Source organism: Solwaraspora sp. WMMD792, from assembly GCF_029626105.1.
In the GTDB taxonomy this organism is placed as follows: domain Bacteria; phylum Actinomycetota; class Actinomycetes; order Mycobacteriales; family Micromonosporaceae; genus Micromonospora_E.
In genome coordinates this window covers 4,613,534-4,633,056 of record NZ_JARUBH010000009.1, presented here as the reverse complement: position 1 = coordinate 4,633,056, position 19,523 = coordinate 4,613,534, and the positions used below count along the sequence as shown (strand labels likewise).

The 19,523-nt window shown below is 71.3% G+C and carries 13 protein-coding genes; 7 read left to right on the top strand and 6 right to left on the bottom strand.

The features are described from left to right. Positions 1–21 precede the first annotated feature (21 nt). On the bottom strand, positions 22–1,326 hold the full coding sequence (locus O7629_RS21560) for a hypothetical protein (protein WP_278171325.1): 1,305 nt from the start codon (positions 1,324–1,326) through the stop codon (positions 22–24). After that, positions 1,323–1,949 (bottom strand): DUF1349 domain-containing protein, encoded by a 627-nt coding sequence (locus O7629_RS21555; protein ID WP_278171324.1) that lies wholly within the window; start codon positions 1,947–1,949, stop codon positions 1,323–1,325. The genes O7629_RS21560 and O7629_RS21555 overlap by 4 nt, the downstream gene beginning before the upstream one ends. Before the next feature lie 227 nt (positions 1,950–2,176). Here O7629_RS21555 and O7629_RS21550 point away from each other — a divergent pair, with 227 nt between their 5' ends. From O7629_RS21550 to O7629_RS21535, 4 genes are all read left to right on the top strand, one after another. Continuing rightward, positions 2,177–3,256, top strand: coding sequence for a MerR family DNA-binding transcriptional regulator (locus tag O7629_RS21550; RefSeq protein ID WP_278174617.1), 1,080 nt, complete (start codon positions 2,177–2,179; stop codon positions 3,254–3,256). An 84-nt stretch (positions 3,257–3,340) separates the two neighbouring features. Next, on the top strand, positions 3,341–3,931 hold the full coding sequence (locus tag O7629_RS21545; RefSeq protein WP_278171323.1) for a DUF1707 domain-containing protein: 591 nt from the start codon (positions 3,341–3,343) through the stop codon (positions 3,929–3,931). Between the two features lie 404 nt (positions 3,932–4,335). Further along, positions 4,336–6,444, top strand: coding sequence for a family 43 glycosylhydrolase (locus O7629_RS21540; protein ID WP_278171322.1), 2,109 nt, complete (start codon positions 4,336–4,338; stop codon positions 6,442–6,444). A gap of 18 nt (positions 6,445–6,462) precedes the next feature. Beyond that, a complete protein-coding gene (locus O7629_RS21535) occupies positions 6,463–9,219 on the top strand; it encodes a beta-L-arabinofuranosidase domain-containing protein (protein ID WP_278171321.1) in 2,757 nt (918 codons plus the stop codon). Positions 9,220–9,327: 108 nt separating this feature from the next. Here the strand turns inward: O7629_RS21535 and O7629_RS21530 are convergent, their stop codons facing one another. From O7629_RS21530 to O7629_RS21515, 4 genes are all read right to left on the bottom strand, one after another. Beyond that, positions 9,328–10,257 (bottom strand): YegS/Rv2252/BmrU family lipid kinase, encoded by a 930-nt coding sequence (locus tag O7629_RS21530; RefSeq protein ID WP_278171320.1) that lies wholly within the window; start codon positions 10,255–10,257, stop codon positions 9,328–9,330. Positions 10,258–10,340: 83 nt separating this feature from the next. Next, a complete protein-coding gene (locus O7629_RS21525) occupies positions 10,341–14,645 on the bottom strand; it encodes a S8 family serine peptidase (protein ID WP_278171319.1) in 4,305 nt (1,434 codons plus the stop codon). A gap of 193 nt (positions 14,646–14,838) precedes the next feature. Beyond that, a complete protein-coding gene (locus O7629_RS21520) occupies positions 14,839–15,936 on the bottom strand; it encodes a hypothetical protein (protein ID WP_278171318.1) in 1,098 nt (365 codons plus the stop codon). A gap of 200 nt (positions 15,937–16,136) precedes the next feature. Next, positions 16,137–17,456, bottom strand: coding sequence for a hypothetical protein (locus O7629_RS21515; protein WP_278171317.1), 1,320 nt, complete (start codon positions 17,454–17,456; stop codon positions 16,137–16,139). A 207-nt stretch (positions 17,457–17,663) separates the two neighbouring features. On the opposite strand from O7629_RS21515, the gene O7629_RS21510 reads away from it, so the two are divergent. Genes O7629_RS21510 through O7629_RS21500 form a run of 3 tightly spaced genes read left to right on the top strand, consistent with a single transcriptional unit; the run spans position 17,664 to position 19,517 of the window. Beyond that, a complete protein-coding gene (locus O7629_RS21510; RefSeq protein WP_278171316.1) occupies positions 17,664–18,290 on the top strand; it encodes a GNAT family N-acetyltransferase in 627 nt (208 codons plus the stop codon). Between the two features lie 38 nt (positions 18,291–18,328). After that, positions 18,329–19,114: a trans-aconitate 2-methyltransferase gene (locus O7629_RS21505; RefSeq protein ID WP_278171315.1), complete on the top strand. Its 786-nt coding sequence runs from the start codon at positions 18,329–18,331 to the stop codon at positions 19,112–19,114. A gap of 40 nt (positions 19,115–19,154) precedes the next feature. Continuing rightward, positions 19,155–19,517, top strand: a complete 363-nt coding sequence (locus O7629_RS21500) for a hypothetical protein (protein WP_278171314.1) — start codon at positions 19,155–19,157, stop codon at positions 19,515–19,517. The last annotated feature ends 6 nt before the right edge of the window (positions 19,518–19,523 follow it).

Here is a 19,523-nt window from a genome sequence, read left to right as displayed (position 1 = left end):
GCTGTGCAGGTGCGCGCCCGGTCACCGCAACCGGGCGCGCCATGCGTCGAAGTCTTCGGCGAGCGCGTGGTCACCGGCCGCCCGGCAGCTGTCGGTGGCCACCTCCAGCAGCCGCTGCCAGACCGGCAGGTACGCCGCCGGGTCCTGCGGTGGCCGGTCAGGGGCGGCCCGGTACGCACTGGCGAGCAACGCGTGCGCGGCCAGCGCCAGCCGCCGTCCGTCGGCGTACGCCGACCCGGTGAGCAGCACGTCGACGGCGACTGTCACCAGCTGCACCGCCGCCTGCAACGGCAGCCCGGACAGCCAGCGCATCGAAGTGGTCCAGAGCAACGCCGGATCGCTGCCCGGCGTCGCCGTCGCCAGCGGCGTCGCCTGCCCGGCTCCGGCGGTGTGCCGCTGCATCACCGCTGTCAGCGTCGGCTGGGCCGCCCGGTCCAACCAGTCGTCCGCCGGCACCCACAGCAGGCCCCGGTCCCGCACGGTCGGCAGCACCAGCCGCGCCAGGCTGCGACCCATCTCCGGTGGGAACGGCACCGGTCCGCCGGCCATCGAGAGCAGCCCGTCGACCACCCGCAACTCGGCCTCCAGCGCCTGCCGCGCCTGGCCCGGTGGCAGGCCGGCGGCGATCACCGCCGCCGGAACGAAGCCCTCGACGACCCGGCCGTCGACGAAGTTCAGCAGTGCCGACACCACCGCTGCGCTGTGTACGTACCCACTGTCGACGGTGCCGTCCGACCCGTCCCCGCCCGCGTCGGCCGCGTCGCCGTGGCCGTAGTAGCCCAGTGCCGCGTTGGCCGAGGCGATCGCGAGCTGCGGGTCACCGGCCGGTGCCAGCGTTGCGGCGTTCGATGCCAGCACCCGGGCCAGGTCCCGGCGTCGCGGATGGGCCGGATCGCCGCCGGTCACCGACAGATAGGCCAGGACCGCCGCGTCGGCGTCGACCTCCGCCGAGGCAGCCCACCCCCGTACCGACTGGGCGAGACCACGGCGGGCCAGCACGTCGGCCAACGACAGCTCCGCGTCGGGCACGGCACCGACCAGTCCGGCGTACGCGCGTACCGCGTCGTCCAGCGCCGCTACCGCCGCCGCCGGATCCCGGTCGGCGAGATGCAGCGCGCCGAGCCGGTAGCACAGCCCACCCAGTCCGGTCCGCCGGGACACGTCGTCCGGCGCGTCGTCGAGCAGCTCACCGGCCAGCTCGACGGCCTGCCGCTGGCAGCGGACCGCCGTCGACCAGTCGCCCCGTCGGCTGTGGTCAACCGACTCGCCGACCAGCTCGTCGATGCGTGACTCGGCCGGCCGGTCCGGGACCACCGTCCGGGTCACTGGCCACCGCGTAGGTCGTCGGGGACCACGTCGACCAGGCTGATCTGCTCGAACGTGGCGGTGCAGCGGTCACCGGTAGGCGACTGGGAAAGGAAGCCGACCCGGGTCGGCGCGTCGGCGGCATCGGTCAGCTGGAACAGTCGGGCGAACTGCCAGGTGAAGCCGTCGAGTGAGTAGTGGAACGCGTACGCCGACCCTTTGCGCAGCACCCGGAGGTGGACGCTGGACGCTTCGACGGTGACCGCGTTGGCGTCGTCGGAGGTGCCGTTGGTCACCACGGTCACCACCATCGGCCGGCCCTGCGGTGAATACTCGAAGCACAGCTTTGCCCAGTGTTCCTCGTCGATACGCAGGCACAGCACGCCGGCGTCGAACGCGGCCGTGAAGTCGGCCGTGACCCGGGCGGAGAGCGCGAACTCGCCGTCCGGGCAGTCGAACAGCAGCGCCGGTGCGTTGTGGGTGCGGTACTCGCCGACCGGGTCGACGAACCAGTCGGTGCCGGCACCGGCGGTGAGCGACAGGGCCTGCCGACCGGCGTGATGCTCTGCCGCCACCGGTGTGTGCTGCCAGGCGAGCGGCGGCAGCCCGGCGATCGCGGGCGGCGGAGGTGCCTGCGGGGTCATCCTGCCTCCCGGCGGGGCATGTCGGTCTCGTTGGACGCGTACATCGATCTGGTCGGAACTGCAATGCTGCCACGGGCCGGCATCCCGCCGCTGGCCCGGCCCGTCGGCTCCGGTACGCGGCTGGCCTTGACCCGGGCTGGCCTTGACCCCCGGCCGGCATTGCCCCCCGGTTGGCCTTGACCCTCGACCTGGTCGAGGCCACAGAGTTCATGGACGTGGAGAGCGACATGCACAGCATCGGCGAGACGGCCCGCGCCAGCGGGCTCACCGTCAGCGCGCTGCGGTTCTACGACTCCGCTGGCGTGCTGGTGCCGGCTGCGGTGGATCCGCACACCGGCTATCGGTGGTACGCCGCGAGTCAGCTGCGCGCCGCCCGGCTGCTGGCCGGGCTGCGCCGGGTCGGCCTGCCGCTGGTCGAGATCACCGAGGCGGTCCGGGCGTTGCCCGACGTCACGGTGGCCCGACGGCTGCTCGACGTGCACCTGCGCCGGCTGCAGGACGGGCTGGCCGATGCCCGTCGGGAGCTCTCCCGCATCCATGCCCTGCTCGATGCCGAGGAGAATCGGACGATCATGACCACCACCACCCGCGTCACCGTCGACGCCGCCGACCTGGCCGACGCGCTGGACGCCGTACGGTTCGCCGTCGGCACCGACCCCGAGATTCCCGCCCTGGCCGGGGTGCACGTCGAGGTCTCCGCCGACACCGTACGGTTCGCCGCGACCGACCGTTACCGCATGGCGGTCGCCGAACTCGTCCCGACGGCGGTCGACGGCCCGGCGGTGACGGTCCTGGTGCCCGGCGGCTTCGTGACCGGCGTACGTAGCCAGGTCGACCGTAACCCAACAGCGGAACTGGCCTTCGGTCCGGACGGCGTTGACGCCCGCGCCCCGGGCTGGCGGATCACCACCGACCCGCTGGACCACGACTTTCCCGACTACCGGCCGTTGCTGCCGGTCCGGGGCGCCGAGGGCCGACGGCAGGTCACTGTGGACGCCACCGAGTTGCGACGGGCGCTGGAGCCGGGCCGGGCCCCGGCGGTGGTACGCGAACACCTCGGCGTCACCCACCCGGTCGCGGTGCTGGCGGCGACCGACGACGGCGCCGTCGAATGCGTCGACGAGGCGGCCTGGCGCGCCGCACCGGATCGGTACGTCGCGGTGAACCGGGAGTTCCTGCTGCAGGCGGTGGCGGCAGCCGGCGGCGGTCAGTTGGTGCTGGACCTGGACGGGCCGATCCGGCCGTTGGCCGTGCGACTGCCTGACGACGACCGCAGCTGTTCGCTGCTGATGCCGATCCGGCAATGACGTCGGCGCGGTCCGGCCCGAGGCTGCGGTCCGGACCGCGTCACGAGCGGCCGGGGCTGGGCGGACGCGTCGTAGAGTGGTCAGATGAGTGGCGAGGTCGTGCCGTCGCGGCGGGAACTGCGGATGTCCGATGCGGACCGGGAAGCGGTCGTCGCCCGGTTGAACGCGGCCGTCGCTGAGGGCCGACTGACGCTCGCCGAGTTCTCCGACCGGGTGGACGCGGTGTTGCGGTCGCGGACCTTCGGCGACGTGGAACCCTTCGTCGCCGATCTGCCTGCGGTCGACCCGGTCGCCCCGATCGCCGCCGCCGATGTGGTCGAGTTGCGCAGCCAGGCGGGGCAGTTGCGGCGTACCGGTCGGTGGAGAGTGCCGCGGCGGCTCGTGGTGCTCGCGAAGGCGGGTTCGGTGCTGCTGGACATGCGGCACGCCGTCTTCGGCCACCGGGTGGTGGAGATCGAGTTGTTTGCGCAGGCCGGGTCGGCGACCGTCGTGCTGCCGCGCGGGGCGACCGCGAACATCGACGGGGTGACCACGTCGGCGGGCTCGGCGCGGATGAAGGTGCCGGCGGTGCCGGAGCCGGGCGCGACGGCCCCGCACGTCGTCATCACCGGCAGTATCGCGGCCGGCACCTTGTCGGTGCGGTACGAGTACCGGTTCTGGCGGTGGCGTTGGTAGCTGGCGGGTCCGCCGTCAAGCCTTTGGCCGTGCATCGTCGATGGACGATGTTATCGATAACAGTAGTGTCCGGTTGGGCGTCTGCGGTCCGGTACCGGTCTGGTGAAACGTTGCTGCCCTCCGTGCGAAACGCCATCCGGGTGACGCCCACTGCGTCGGCACCACGAAACACGCCTGTTACCTCTTGACGACGATGGTGTTATCGTTCACAGTCGATGGACACCCGTTGGGGCGCGATCGGGAGTGAGCCGGCTGTCGCTGTCCCGACCGGGTGCCAGCTCCGCCAACCGGGCTGGTGGGGCCGCATGTTAACGCTCACTGGCTAGGCCTACAGCGGCCAGCGGGCCGGGTGGTGCCGCCAGGCGTGCGGCCGACCGCCTGGGCCTGCGGTGACGGAGGAAGACATGGCAGAAACAGCCCAGGCCGGTCGGACCACCGACCGGAGATGGACCCGCCGCATCGCGGCGGCGACCGCAGCGGTCCTGGTCGGCGGCGGCCTCGTCGCGCTGACGACGACTGCGGCATCGGCGGCGACGGTCGACACCAGCGCGTGGTACGTGCTGCTCAACCGCAACAGCGGCAAAGCCCTCGACGTGTACAACCTCGCCACCAACGACGGCGCCCGGATCACCCAGTGGTCCCGCAACAACGGCAACCAGCAGCAGTGGCAGTTCGTCGACTCCGGCGGCGGCTACTACCGGCTGAAGTCCCGCCTGTCCGGCAAGGTCCTCGACGTCTACGAGTGGTCCACCGCCAACGGCGCGGCCATCGTCCAATGGAGCGACCACAACGGCAACAACCAGCAGTGGCGCCTCGCCGACTCCGACGGCGGTCACGTCCGGCTGATCAGCCGACACAGCAACAAGGCCCTCGAAGTCCAGAACGCGTCGACCGCCGACGGCGGCAACATCGTCCAGTACGACGACTGGGGCGGCGCCAACCAGCAGTGGCAACTCGTCCGCGTCGACGGCGGCGGCAACCCGACCCCCAACCCCACGACACCGCCGCCGTCGGGGGAGTACACGAATCCGGTGGTGTGGCAGGACTTCGCGGATGTGGAGGTGATCCGGGTCGACGACACGTACTACATGACGGCGTCGACGATGCACTACTCGCCGGGTGCGCCGATTCTGCGGTCGTACGATCTGGTGAACTGGGAGTTCGCGGGTCATGCGGTGCCGAGGTTGGAGTTCGGGTCGAAGTATGACCTGTCGGGGGCGCAGCGGGGGTATGTGCGGGGGATCTGGGCGTCGACGTTGAACTACCGGCGGAGCAACGGGACGTACTACTGGGCGGGTTGTATCGATTTCAGTCAGACGCACATGTACACGTCGCGGTCGGTGGAGGGTCCGTGGACGAAGCATGCGACGTTGCCGTGTTATTACGACGCGGGGTTGTTGTTCGACGATGACGACACGCCGTATGTGGCGTACGGTAACGGGACGATCAGTGTGGCGCAGTTGTCGGCGGATGGTCGGTCGCAGGTGCGGGCGCAGCAGGTGTTCCAGACGCCGTCGAGTGTGGGGACCTTGGAGGGTGCCCGGTTCTACAAGCGCAACGGTAGCTATTACATCTGGTTGACGCGGCCGGCGAACGGTCAGTATGTGTTGCGGTCGACGAACGGGCCGTTCGGGCCGTACGAGATGCGGCAGGTGCTGTTGGATCTGCCGGGGCCGATCTCGGGTGGCGGGGTGCCGCATCAGGGTGGTCTGGTGCAGACGCAGAACGGTGACTGGTACTACATGGCGTTCGTGGACGCGTATCCGGGTGGGCGGATGCCGGCGTTGGCGCCGATCAGTTGGACGGGTGACGGTTGGCCGCAGTTGCGGACGGTGAACGGTCGGTGGGGGGTGAACTACCCGGTGCCGAATCTGCCGGCGCCGCCGCGGGTGGTGAAGCCGTTGACCGGGGTGGACACGTTCGCGGGGACGGCGTTGGGGCCGCAGTGGGAGTGGAACCACAACCCGGACAATTCGCGGTGGTCGGTGAACGACGGGTTGCGGTTGTCCACCGCGACGGTGACGAATGACCTCTACAGTGCGCGGAACACGTTGACGCATCGGATTCAGGGGCCGACGTCGACGGCGACGGTCGAGTTGGATTATTCGTCGATGCGGGATGGTGACCGGTCGGGGTTGGTGATGTTGCGGCAGTCGTCGGCGTGGGTCGGGGTGCGTCGGGACAATGGTTCGACCCGGGTGGTGATGACGAACGGGTTGACGATGGACAGTAACTGGAACACGACGGGGACCGGGACTGAAGTGGCGAGTGCGCCGGTGTCGGGTGGTCGGGTCTGGTTGCGGGCGAATGCCGATATTCGGCCGGGTGCGGGGCGGCAGGCGCGGTTCTCGTACAGCACGGACGGGGTGAACTTCACGTCGTTCGGGCCGGCGTTCACGTTGAACAATGAGTGGCAGTTCTTCATGGGTTATCGGTTCGGGATATTCAATTATGCGACGCAGGCACTCGGCGGCGCCGTCACCGTCCGACGGTTCGAACTCTCGACCCCCTGATTTTTGGAGTAGACGATCATGAGCTCATCATCTCTCAGCCGTCGTCGCCTGCTGCAGGCCGCCGGCGCGACCGCGGTGGTCTCCGCCACCGGCGTCACCACCGGTGCGGTCGTCGGTGCCGCTCCGGCCGCCGCGGCCCTGCCGCCGGCGCGGCCCGACATCGGCGTGGGGGCCTACGGATTCGACGTCGGCCAGGCCCGGCTGAGCGCCAGCCGATGGCTGGACAACCAGAACCGCACCATCAACTACCTGCGCTTCGTCGACGTCGACCGGATGCTGCGCAACTTCCGGGCCAACCACCGGCTGTCCACCAACGGCGCCGCGTCCAACGGCGGTTGGGACAGCCCGACGTTTCCGTTCCGCACCCACATGCAGGGCCATTTCCTGAGCGCCTGGGCGTTCGCGTGGGCGGTGACCGGTGACAACGTCTTCCGGGACAAGGCCAACTACATGGTGGCCGAACTCGCCAAGTGCCAGGCCAACAACGGGGCGGCCGGCTTCGCCGCCGGCTACCTGTCCGGGTTCCCCGAGTCCGACTTCACCAGCCTCGAGGCCCGGACGCTGAACAACGGAAACGTGCCGTACTACTGCATCCACAAGACCCTTGCCGGCCTGCTCGACGCGTGGCGCTACCTCGGCAACAACCAGGCCCGCGACGTCCTGCTCTCGCTCGCCGGCTGGGTCGACTGGCGCACCGGCCGGCTGTCCAGCAGCCAGATGCAGAACATGCTCGGCACCGAGTTCGGCGGGATGAACGCCGTCCTGACCGACATCTACCAGCAGACCGGCGACAGCCGGTGGCTCACCACCGCGCAGCGGTTCGACCACGCCGCCGTGTTCAACCCGCTCGCAGCCAACTCCGACCAGCTCAACGGGCTGCACGCCAACACCCAGGTGCCGAAGTGGATCGGTGCCGCCCGGGAGTACAAGGCCACCGGGACCACCCGCTACCGGGACATCGCCAGCAACGCCTGGAACATCACCGTCGACGCGCACACCTACGCGATCGGTGGCAACAGCCAGGCCGAGCACTTCCGGGCGCCCGACGCCATCGCCGGCTACCTGCGCAACGACACCTGCGAGGCGTGCAACACGTACAACATGCTGAAACTCACCCGGGAGCTGTGGCTGCTCGACCCGGGCCGGGCGGCGTACTTCGACTTCTACGAACGGGCGCTGCTCAACCATGTGCTCGGCATCCAGAACCCGGCCAGCAACCACGGACACATCACCTACTTCACCCCGTTGAACCCGGGCGGCCGACGCGGCGTCGGCCCGGCCTGGGGCGGCGGGACCTACAGCACCGACTACGACTCCTTCTGGTGCTGCCAGGGCACCGGTCTGGAGGTCAACACCGCGCTGACCGACTCCATCTACTTCCACGACGGCAGCACGCTGACGGTGAACCTGTTCATGCCGTCGGTGCTGAACTGGTCGCAGCGGGGCATCACCGTCACCCAGACCACCAGCTACCCGGTCAGCGACACGACCACCCTCACGGTCACCGGCAACGTCGCCGGGTCGTGGACGATGCGGATCCGGATCCCGGCCTGGACCAGCGGGGCGACGGTCAGCGTCAACGGCGTACAGCAGGGCATCGCCACCACACCGGGCAGCTACGCCACCCTCACCCGGTCCTGGTCCGCCGGCGACACGGTCACCGTCCAGCTGCCGATGCGGGTGATCATGGTGCCGGCCAACGACAATCCCGACGTCGCCGCGATCACCTACGGTCCGGTGGTGCTCTCCGGCAACTACGGCAACAGCACGCTGAGCGGGCTTCCGTCGCTCGACACCGCGTCGATCACCCGGACCAGCGCCAGCACCCTCGCGTTCACCGCCACCGCGAACGGCTCGGCGGTCGGCCTCGGCCCGTTCCACGACGCGCACGGGCACAACTACACCGTCTACTGGAGTGTCGGCTCCGGCGGCGGCAACCCTGGCACGGCCAGCTTCCGGCTGGTCAACGCCAACAGCAACCTGGTGCTCGGGGTGCAGAACATGTCCACCGCCGACGGTGGCCTGGCCCTGCAGTGGGACGACAACGGCACCGCCGACCACGACTGGGAGATCATCGTCGACGGTGGCGCGATCCGGCTGCGCAACGTGCACAGCGGCAAGGTGCTCGGTGTGGAGAACATGTCGACCGCCGACGGTGCCCGCATCCTGCAGTGGTCCGACACCGGCACCGCCGACCACCGCTGGACGGTCGTCGACGTCGGCGACGGCACCCACAAGCTGCGCAACGTGCACACCGGCAAGCTGCTGGCCATCACCGGCGGATCGACCGCCCGCGGCGCCCAGGCGGTGCAGGACCCGGACAACGGCAGCCTGGACAACCAGTGGCGGTTCCTGCCGAACGGCACCCGGCGGATCCAGAACCGGGCCAGCGGGCTGGTGCTGGGGGTGCAGAACATGTCCACCGCCAACGGCGGCCTGGCCATCCAGTGGGGCGACACCGGCACCGCCGACCATCTCTGGACGGCGGTCACCGACACCGGCGGCTACCTGCGGCTGCGCAACTCGCACAGCGGCAAGGTGCTCGGTGTGGAGAACATGTCGACGGCGACCGGGGCCCGGGTGCTGCAGTGGGACGACAACGGCACCGCCGACCACCGGTGGCGGCTGCGGTACCGCAGTGACGGCTACTTCCGACTGCAGTGCGCCAACGGCGGCAAGGTGCTCGGGGTCAGCGGCGGGTCCACCGCGCAGGGGGCACAGATCGTGACCTCGGACGACTACGGCCAGAACGACACGCTCTGGCGGTTCGTCTGACCCGTACCGGCTCGGGCCGGTCGCCCTCACCCGGCGGCCGGCCCACCCGGCAGCCGGCCGGAGTCGTGCTGCCGGCCGGACTCGCGCGGCCCGGCCGCGCGGTCTCTGTCAGTGGTCGATGGTCCCGGCTGCGGCCATCACCCGCAACGCGTTGGCGTCGACCCGCAGCCGGATCGGGGTCTCACCACACACCTCACCGTCGATCTCCACCGGCGCCGGCCGGTCCGTCTCGACCAGCAGCTCGCCGACCGCGAGGAACGGATCGTGCCGCAGGGTACGCCGGTGACCGGTCGCCGCGTTGCGTACCGTCGCGCCCAGCAGGCTGTGCCGGGTCGCACCACCGACCGGGTACGCCACCAGCAGCCGGTCGTCGGCGTTGGCGTCCGCGGTGATCGGCCGGCCGGCCTGGTGACCGCCGTTGGCGACGTACAGCTGGTGGGTCTGGAAGTCCCGGTTGCTGCTGGCGGTGCGGACGCTGACCCGTAGCGGACGGTGCCGGGCCATCAACGCCGCCGCCGTCGTCGGATAGGCGAACTTGCCGACCACCCGTTTCAGCCGGGGCGGGGTGCGCAGCATCACCTCGGCGGACAACCCGATGCCGACATGGTTGGCGAACGGCAGGTCACCGGCGAGGCCGAGATCGACGTCGATCACCTTGCCGGAGCTGATGATCCGGACCGCCGCGTCCAGGTCGATCGGGATCCCGAGCGTACGGGCGAAGTTGTTGGTGGTGCCCAACGGCAGCAGCCCGAGCGCGATGTCACGGTGGGCGAGCAGCCGGGCGGCGGCCCCGATGGTGCCGTCCCCACCGCCGGCGATCAGCAGGTCCGGGGCCATCCGGACCGCCTCGTCCAGGCTGCGTTCCAGCTCGCCCGGCTCGTCGACCGGGTAGCTGGCGATCAGCTCGAAGCCGGCGTCGGTCAGCCGTCGGACGGCGTCGGTGTAGAACTGGCGGCCCCGGCGGGACTTGGCGTTGACGATCAGCACCGCCCGCTGCCGCTGCCGGATGGCGTCGCTCAACTCCTGCTTGGTCCGCACGGCCAGACCTTATCCTCACCGGCCGCGCGACCCCCTGGCCCGGGGGTCGCGCGGCCGGCGCGGACCTCACCTGTCAGGTGTCGTCAGCCCACCGTCACCGCCGAGCTGGCGGTCACCGCCACCGCACCGCCGGTCAGCTGGTGGGTGAAGGTGAACTCGCCGGGCCGGCGGGTGCGTACGTGCAGCTCCCAGGTCAGGTCGGTGCCGGCGGTCAGCGCCACCTCCGGCGAGATGGTGCCGACCAGGGTGCCGTCCTGCACCGACATCGGCACCCGGACCCAGGCCCCGTCGACCCGCAGCTGCACCGCGACGTCGCGGGCCAGCAGGTCACCGTCGGGATGGGTGACCGTCAGCGTCGACTCAGCGGTGCCCTGGTCGACGCCGCTCGGGTTGACCACCCGGACCTCCGGGTGGAACCAGCCGTCCACCTCGGCGGTCTGCGGGTAGGTCGAGGTGATCGTCGCCGCCTCGGCCAGCACCAGGGACGACTCGGCGTCGACCAGCCCGCTGTACCAACCGGTGTCCAGCTCCAGCTGGAGCTGGTACCGGCCGGGTTGCGGGTCGTCGACCTCGAACCCGTACGGCTGGGCCGCCCAGTCGAGGTAGCCGGCCCGGATCTCGGCCCCGTCCGGGTCGGACAGCCGCAGCACCGGCCGGGCCTCGTTGGGCGCCAACGCCCGGACCGCCGGCACGACGTCCTCCAGGCGGGTCACCGCCGGCAGGTCGGCGAACGGCCGCACGTCGGTGGCGCGCACCGTCGCGAACGGGTGTCCGTGCGCGTCGGTCACCGACCAGTCCACCTCGACCGAGCCGGGTTCCGGGGTCGACGCGGCCAGTTCGACCTGCGCCGCGCCGCCGAAGCCGAACGTGGCGTCGAACGGGTCGATCCAGTCCATCTCCGGCAGGATCTCGCTGACCAGCCACCAGTCGCGTTCCAACCGGGGCAACTGGTGCACGGTGACCGCCTGGTAGCTGTCCAGCGTCGCGACCAGCGGTCCGGGCCCGAACGAGTACGCCCACGGAGCGGTGCCGGCCGGGCGCAGGTAGACGGTCGCCGCATGGTTGCCGCCGACCAGGTCGGCGGCGAGGTCCACCCGGGTCGACAGGTCCTGGGCCGCCTCGGCCCCGGCCGGCCCACCGGCCAGCACCCGGGGCGCGAACAGCACCTCGTCGTCGTCGAACACCGTGATCACCTTGTGCAGCAGGTACGACGTACCACCGTCGGCCGCGGCCTTGCGCACCACCAGGGTGTAGCGGTCGACGGCGGCCGGCGTCTCGAAGGTGAGGGTGCCGGCGTCGTCGGTGGCACCGACCGGGATCACCGCGCCGTCGTGGACCAGCTCGACCGCGGCACCGGCCAGGGGGCCGGGCTCGGCGTCCGGAGCATCGACGGTACGCGCGGTGAGGCTCACCCGGGGCGGACGCACCCGGAACGACCCGGTCAGGTACTCGAGCGTCACGGCGTAGTTGCCCAGCTCTGCCCGCTGGACCGTCCAGCTGACCGTCTGGTTGACGCCGGAGCCGAGGTTGACCGTGGTCGTCGCCGCCGACTCGCCGTCGACCCGCAGCACCGCCTGGTACGGCCCGGCGGCCGCGCCGATGTTCTTCACCTGGGCGGTGACCCGTACCGGTTCGTTGCTCTTCACCACCTCCGGGTCGACCGTCAACCCGTGCACGGCGAAGTACGGCTGCCCTTCCTCGGCCGGGCGGGCCGCCCAGTCGATGGCGTCGAGGAACACCTGGGTGGCCTGCTCGGTCCAGTCGACCGGGCCACGGGTCACCGACACACCGTGGGTGGACAGCAGCACGTGCCGGTTGGTGGCCCGCTGGTCGACGCCGATGCCGCCGCCGTAGATCCCGGTGGTGTCGCTGCGGCCCAGGTCGGCGAGGGTCTGCCGGCCGTCGCCGGAGTAGTCGCCGAACCAGGCGATCCACTTGGCCTGGGTGCTGTTGTCCAGCGGAATCCGGTCACCGACGGCGTACCCGTCGAGGATCGGGTGTTCGGCGGTCACCTCGTAGTACGACTCGGCCACGCCGGTGCCGCCGGTGTTGGAGCCGGTCGAGACGGGCTGCCCGGTGTGCTGGGACAGCTGCCGGATGCCGTTGCCGGTGCTGTAGGCGTGGTCGGTGAAGATCACCCCGGTGCCGGCGGCGTCGGTGGCGTCCAGGAACGCCTGGAAGGTCGCCTCGTCGTAGTCGCTGCTCACCCCGTAGCCGAGCACCACGACCGGATGGTCGGCGGCGGCCACCAGCTCGTCCCAGTCGTAGATCACCGTCTCGATGCCGCGCGGGGCGAAGATCTCGTCGGCGTACGTGTCGACGTAGCTGCCGACCAGGGCGACCGTCTGCGGCGGCGGGCTGAGCGTGAAGTCGGCGGTGACCGCGCCGCCTTCCGGAATGGTCACCTCGACGGCCGGGGAGACGTCGAACCGGGGATGGTCGGCGGTGATCCGGTAGCTGCCGGCCGGCAGTTCGAGCCGGTAGCTGCCGTCGGTGCCGGTGACCACCGGGCTGCCGACCGGCGCGCCGTCGGCGGAGACCGTGACCGTCACCCCGGGTACGCCGTGGCCGCTCTCGTTGAACGTCGCGGCGCCGGTGACCACCCCGATCGGCAGCGGCACCATCGCCAGGTCGACGGTGGTGAACGACTCCTCGACCACAACGACGTCGGCGACGCTGGCGGTCTCGTGACCGAACGCGGTGGCGGTCAGCGTGTAGCTGCCGGGCGCCAGCCGCAGGGTGAAGCTGCCGTCGTCACCGGTACGCACCGAGGCCCCGCCCGGCGTGACGGTGACCGTGGCGTCGGCGACCGGGGCACCGGTGCCGGCGGTGGTGACCTGGCCGGTGACGCCGCTGTCGAGCGCCACCTGCACGGCGGCGGCGTACGCGTCGATCCGGCCGTGGCCGTACCGGGTGTCCGGTGCCACGTCGGCGTACCGGTCGTCCCAGAACGCGGTGTCGATCAGTGCGGTGCGGGTCGCGTCGACGCTGAGCTCCGGCGCGCCCTGCAGCAGCAGCGCGGCGACCGCGCTGGTGTGCGGGGTGGCCATCGAGGTGCCGCTGGCGTAGCGGTAGCTGCCGTCCGGGTGGGCCGACCACACCTCGTCGCCCGGGGCGGACAGGTCCGGGGTGACCCAGCTGTCCGGCCAGTCCGCGGGTGGGCTGGCCCAGCTGGACTTGTTGACCACGTTGCCGCAGGAGAAGTCGGCGACGTTGTCGTCGATGTCGGTGGCACCGACGCCGACGGCCTCGTACACGTTGCCGGGGCTGGACGAACCGACGCCGCAGCTGCCGAGGATGTCCTCGTTGCCGATGGCGAACGACGGGAACGCACCGGCGGCGACGATCGCCCGGGTCGGGGCGACCATTTCCGTCGAGTAGCTCGGTGCCCCGAGCGACATGCTGACCACGTCGGCCGGGCGGCCCGCCGGGTTGCCGGCCGAGTCGGTCGGTGCGACAGCCCACTGCATGCCGGCGGCGACCTGGGCGAAGGAGCCGCTTCCGCCGGGGATCACCAGGCCGTGCGCCATCTCGGCACCGGGCGCGCCGCCGATGATCACGCCGGACGCCGCACCACCGTGGATGGTGCCGGAGACGTGCGTACCGTGAGTGGACGAGTCGTGCGGCTCCGAGGAGACCAGACCGCCGGCGGAGCTGAACTCCATCCAGCCACCCGGGTAGGTCGGGTCGGTCGGGTCGTCGGTGGCCATCTTGCCGACCAGGTCGGGGTGGTCGATGGCGACCCCGGTGTCCAGAGTGACCACCCGGACGCCGGTGCCGTCCAGACCGAGCTCGGTCCAGACCTTTTCGACGCCGATGCGGTCCATGCCCCAGGTGATCCGGTCGTCGATGATCGACGCGGCCGGGTCGGCGGCGGCGGTCATCTCGGTCTCCGGCACGCTCAGGGTGAAGTTCGGCAGCACCCGTTGCACGCCGGGCAGGCTCGCCAGCGCCGACAGCCGGGAGGCGTCGGCGGTGAACTCGACGAGCAGCATGTTGGTGATCCAGAAGCGGTTGACCACCCGTACGTCGCCGGCGGTCTCGGCGTGCTCTTCCAGCGCCGTTTCGACCTCGGCCTGGATCTCCTCGGAGTGGGCGCGCAGTTGGTCGACGGCGGTGTCCGGGTTGGTCGGATAGCGCTGCGGGTTGGGCAGCATCAGCAGCGCCTGGACCCGGTCGCCGGTCGATTCGGCGACTGTGGCCTGTAACTCCTCGGCGACTGCGGCGGTGCCGGCACCGGGGGCGTCGGCACCGCCGTCGGTGGGCGCGGCCGAGACGGGCAGCGGTACGCCGAGCAGCCCGCCGGCCAGCACGGCACCAGCGGTGACGGCCAGCAGGCGGCGTGCCCGGGGCAATAGTCGTGGTAGGGAGGGCTTGCGTCCTGACATCGATCGTCTCCTGGATCGCAGGGCCGGGATCAACCGGTTGGCATCGAAGATCGCTGAACGCCAATGGCGAACATGTTGATGTCGATGACTCCCCGCCGTCAACCCCTCACGATCCGAAACGGGGGCGACTCGACGTCGATCGGCAGGCCGGAGCCGGCGCCGGTGGCCGACTGTCGGTGTCCCCGACCGGTGGTCACCGCGCCGCGAGCGCCGCATCGAGTTCGACGTACGGGTAGGACGACGTCCGGTCCCTTAGCATCCGGTGCCAGAAGCTCCCCATGATCTCGGTGATCCGCGCGTCCCGCCGCACCAGCGCCCGGGTCGACGCCGGCAGGTCCGGATAGCCGGCCGCCCGGCCGGCCCGCAGGTATTCGAGGCCGTCCGGCCAGGCCAGCCCGAGTGCGTTGCCGATCAGCGAGAACGTCAGGTGGGCGGCGGTGTAGCACCGGTCGTAGTCGCGATGCCGGTGCAGGAAGTCCGACTCTGCCGGGCTGAGTTCGAATCCGGAGTGGACAGCCAGGCCGAAGTCGGCGAAGTAGATCCGCCGGCCATCCGTCAGCAGGTTGCGGAAATGTGCGTCGAAGTGCACGAAACCGTGCGCCGACATGACCCGCGTCCCAGCCCGCAACGACCGGTCGACCAGGTCGTACGCGGCGGCGATCCGCTCCGCCGGGCTGGTCTGACCCGCAGGACCAGCCCGATCGTCCGAGCGGGCCTGCTCGGCCAGCCAGGTGTCCACCTGGTACGGGATGTGTTCGATGAACAGCACGAGGCTGGCCGACGCCTCGGCGACTGCGGTGAGCCGGTCCCGCACCGCCGCCGAGTCGCCCCAGCGGCGTACCCAGGTGTCGATCGCGTCCGGTGTCGACAACGGTGCGGGCGCCGGGGCCACCGCCGGTCGCGGCAGTCTGCGCCAGTGGTGCAGCAGCGGGAAGCCGGCGAACCGGCCCTGCCGTACCCAGCCCGAGACCAGCTGATGCGCCGCCAGTTCCCGCCATGCGCCGAATCCGGTGGAGCCGAAGCCGTACTGGTAGAAGGTCGGAAGCCCGAAGACGTTGCGGGTCGAGCCGATGTTGCCTGGCCGCTGCTCCACCTCGGTCAGCGGTACCCGCTTGACGAACACCGGTACGCCGGCGACCGACATGGTCGCCGACTCCCCGCCCATGCCCGTGCCGATCGGGGTCGCTCCGGTCAGTAGGTCGGCAAGTTCGTCGTCGTCGAGCGCGGCCAGCCGGGCGCCGACCGTACGGTGCCGGGCTGCCCGTGCCCGGTCGTGCCTCAACCTACCCACTGCCAGCCGTCACCCAGTGTCCATCGGACCTGGCAGGGGTCGGCGAAGCAGTCGAACCCGCCGCGACCATCGCCAGCTGAAAGAACTCGCGCCCCCGGGTGCGTGTCGGCTGGTCGTGGTCAGACCTCTGCGCCATCGTCGTATTGTGGACCGTGCCGCAACAAGACGTGCGCCCTGACATCGGTCAGTTTCGGTCCGCGTCAGGTGGCGGTTAGCACCTCGTAGAGGTCGGGTCGACAGTCCAGCGCGGCCTCCCGCAGTGCGGCGACCCGGGCCAGTTGCTCGTCCGCCGGCAGCGACCGCAGCGTGGCCAGCGCCTCCTCGACCATGCCCTGTACGGGTTGCCAGAACTCGTCCGGTGCCGCGTCCCGGCCCTGCAGCCAGAGGCCGGCCGCCGCCCGGGCCGCCTGGATCGGCTCCCAGCCCTCGACGTCGTCGAGGGCGGCACCGCAGGCCCAGGTGCCGGCGCCGTCGAGGATTTCGGCTTCGAGCGAGGGCAGCCCGGTGGCGATCGTCCCGTCGCCGTAGATGAGCAGCTCGAAGTGGACGGTGTCCCGGCGCTGCGCGATCGTCGCGCCGTGCGGGCTGACCTGCTGCACCACGGCGGTCGGCGGGTCGGGCAGTTTGGCCAGCAGAGTCAACGCCCGCCGGGCCGGCCCTACCAGCTCCGGCAGGACCGACGCGTCGACCCGGCTGACGCAGACCCGGGGCGTCCCGTCGGCACAGACCAGCCCGGTGGCCTGCAGGTCGGGGCGGGCTGCCTCGTCGACCGGTGGCAGCACGATCAGGGCGACGAGCAGCCCGGCGACGGTCGGTAGCGTGGCGAGCAGCCGGGAGCGGCGGGTTGCGGCGGCGTACAGCGCCCATCCGGTGGCCGCCAGGGCGACGGACCACACCAGCTTGCCCGCGACGGCTCGGCCGTCGATCGTGGAGTAGCCGTCGGCCGGCCCGAGTGACGCCGGACTGAGCAGCGCGGCTCGGCTGTCGGAGCCGTCGGTGAGCAGTTGCAGCCCGACGACGGCGGCGAGCGCACCCACGGCGAGCAGCGGGGCGGTCAGCCGGGACGGCAGCAGCCGTCCCAGGCCGAGGCCGAGTAGACCGGCCGCCGCGACGCTCGCCGCGCCGAGCAGTATCGGCCACACCCAGCCGGTCGGCTGATGGTCGGCGGCCAGCACCGCGCGGGCCAGCACCTCGAGCACTCCGCCGGTGTACCCGCCGGCGAGGCAGCCGACGACCGCGACCGCTCGGGGCGCGACCCGGACCAGGCTCGGTCGGGCGCTGGTCGCGACCAGTTCGGTCATCCTGCTGGCCTGGTCCCGGCGGCCATGCCAGGCGCCGACCGCGACCGCGAGCGGCCAGATCAGGTCCAGCGCGCTGTGGTGGGCCAGTACCCCGGCCATCCAGTACCCGTCCCAGCGTTCTCCGTCGGCGGCCCACCAGGCCGCCGCGAACGCCAACCCGACACCGAACCACACCACTGCGGTACGGCGCAGTTCCACGAAGAGAATCCGACCCGTCACGTCGTCGCACCGTTCCTGTCGTCGTTCCTGTCGTCGTTCACAACCGGCAAGACGGACCGGGCAACGGGCCCGGCTTTGGGCGTAGGTGTGAGCTGAATCTCACCTCTGTCGACCGGCTGGCCTGACCGCTGGACGGCCCGGCAAATCGGATGGCGGCGGGTGTGGCGGCAGGCGATCGACGGTGGGCGTGGTGGCAGGATGGGCGGCGTGCCGACCGTGCAGCCGTCCGCCCTGCGTCCCGAATATTCTGCCCTGCATCCCGAATATCCGGTCCGCACCGAGCGGCTGCTGCTGCGACCGCTGACCGGCGACGACGTCAACGCGCTGCTCGCCTACCGCAGCCTGCCGGACGTCTGCCGGTACGTGCCGTTCGAGCCGATGACCCGCGACGTCGTCGTCCAACGGCTCGCCACCCAGTGGGCCAACACCGGCCTCACCGACGAAGGTCAGGCCCTCACCCTCGGCGTCGAGGTTGCGGCCACCGGTCGGCTGATCGGGGACGTCGTGCTCTTCTGGCGCAGCCGGGTCCATCGCGGCGGCGAGATCGGGTACGTCGTACATCCGGACGCCGCCGGCCAGGGCTACGCCACCGAGGCGGCACGGGCGCTGCTCGCCCTCGGCTTCGACCAGCTCGGCCTGCACCGGATCGTGGCCCGGGTGGACGAGCGCAACGAGTCGTCGGCCCGGCTGGCCCGGCGCCTCGGAATGCGTCAGGAAGCCCGGCTGGTGCGCAGCGAACTGTTCAAAGGTGAATGGAGTACGGAACTCGACTTCGCGATGCTCGCCGAGGAGTGGGCGGCGTACCGTGACGCCCGGACGCCGGATCGGCAGTGACGCCGGTCGGACATCGGATCGGCCGGGAGGAGACAGCGATGTGGGATCCGGCCGCCTACCTGCGCTTCACCGACCACCGCTCCCGCCCGTTCGCTGATCTGCTGGCCAGGGTCGCCGTCGCCGACCCGGCCGTGGTCGTCGACCTCGGCTGCGGGCCGGGCACCCTCACCGTCCACCTGGCCGACCGCTGGCCGGGAGCCACCGTGACCGGGATCGACTCGTCGACCGAGATGATCACCGCCGCCCGGGCGCTCGGGTCACCGGTCCGGTTCGACGTCGGCGACGTGACCGACTGGGAGCCCGGCCCGGACGTCGATGTGGCGATCTGCAACGCCGTACTGCAATGGGTGCCCGAGCATCCCGCCCTGCTCGACCGGTGGGCGGCGCGGTTGCGGCCGGGGGCGGTGCTGGCCTTCCAGGTGCCGGGCAACTTCGACGCCCCGTCGCACCAGGCGATCCGTTCGGTCGCGGCGGACGCTCGCTGGCGGGATCGGTTGCCGGAGATCCGCGGCGGCGACGTGGTGCTCGACCCGGCCGGCTACGCCACCCGACTGCTGCGCTCCGGCTGTACGGTCGACGCTTGGGAGTCCACGTACCTGCATCTGCTGCCGGCCGTGGCCGCCGACCCGGCGACGCATCCGGTGCTGGCCTGGGTCGAGGGGACCGCCGCCCGACCGGTCCGGGCCGCCCTCGACGACGCGGGCTGGGCTGCGTTCCGTCGGCGGCTCGGCGAGGAGTTGGCGGCCCGGTACCCGGTCCGGGACGGGCTCGTCGCGTTCCCGTTCCGACGGGTGTTCGTGGTGGCGACGAAGCCGACTGGCTAACCTGTGGGTGTGCGGAGTGCGGTGCGCTGTGGGCGCCTCGATGGCTGACGCGGACGACGTGCGCCGACTGGCGTCGGCGCTGCCGCAGGTCGTCGAGATCGACAGCGACGGCTTCGACTTCCGGGTCGCCGGCAAGGGCTTCGTCTGGTCCTATCCGGAGCGCCGGCCCGGCAAGCCACGGGTGATCCGGACCGACGTCGCCGTGCTGTACGTCGGCGACGAGGCGGAGAAGCAGGCGCTGCTGCTCGGGGAGCCGGAGCTTTTCTTCACCACACCCGGCTACGACGGGCTGCCGCTGGTGATGCTCCGGCTGGCGCGGGTCGACGTCGACCGGCTCGCCGAGCTGGTCACCGACGCCTGGCGGATGCGCGCCCCGGACGGGGTGGACCTCCCGGCGGGCTGAGCCGCT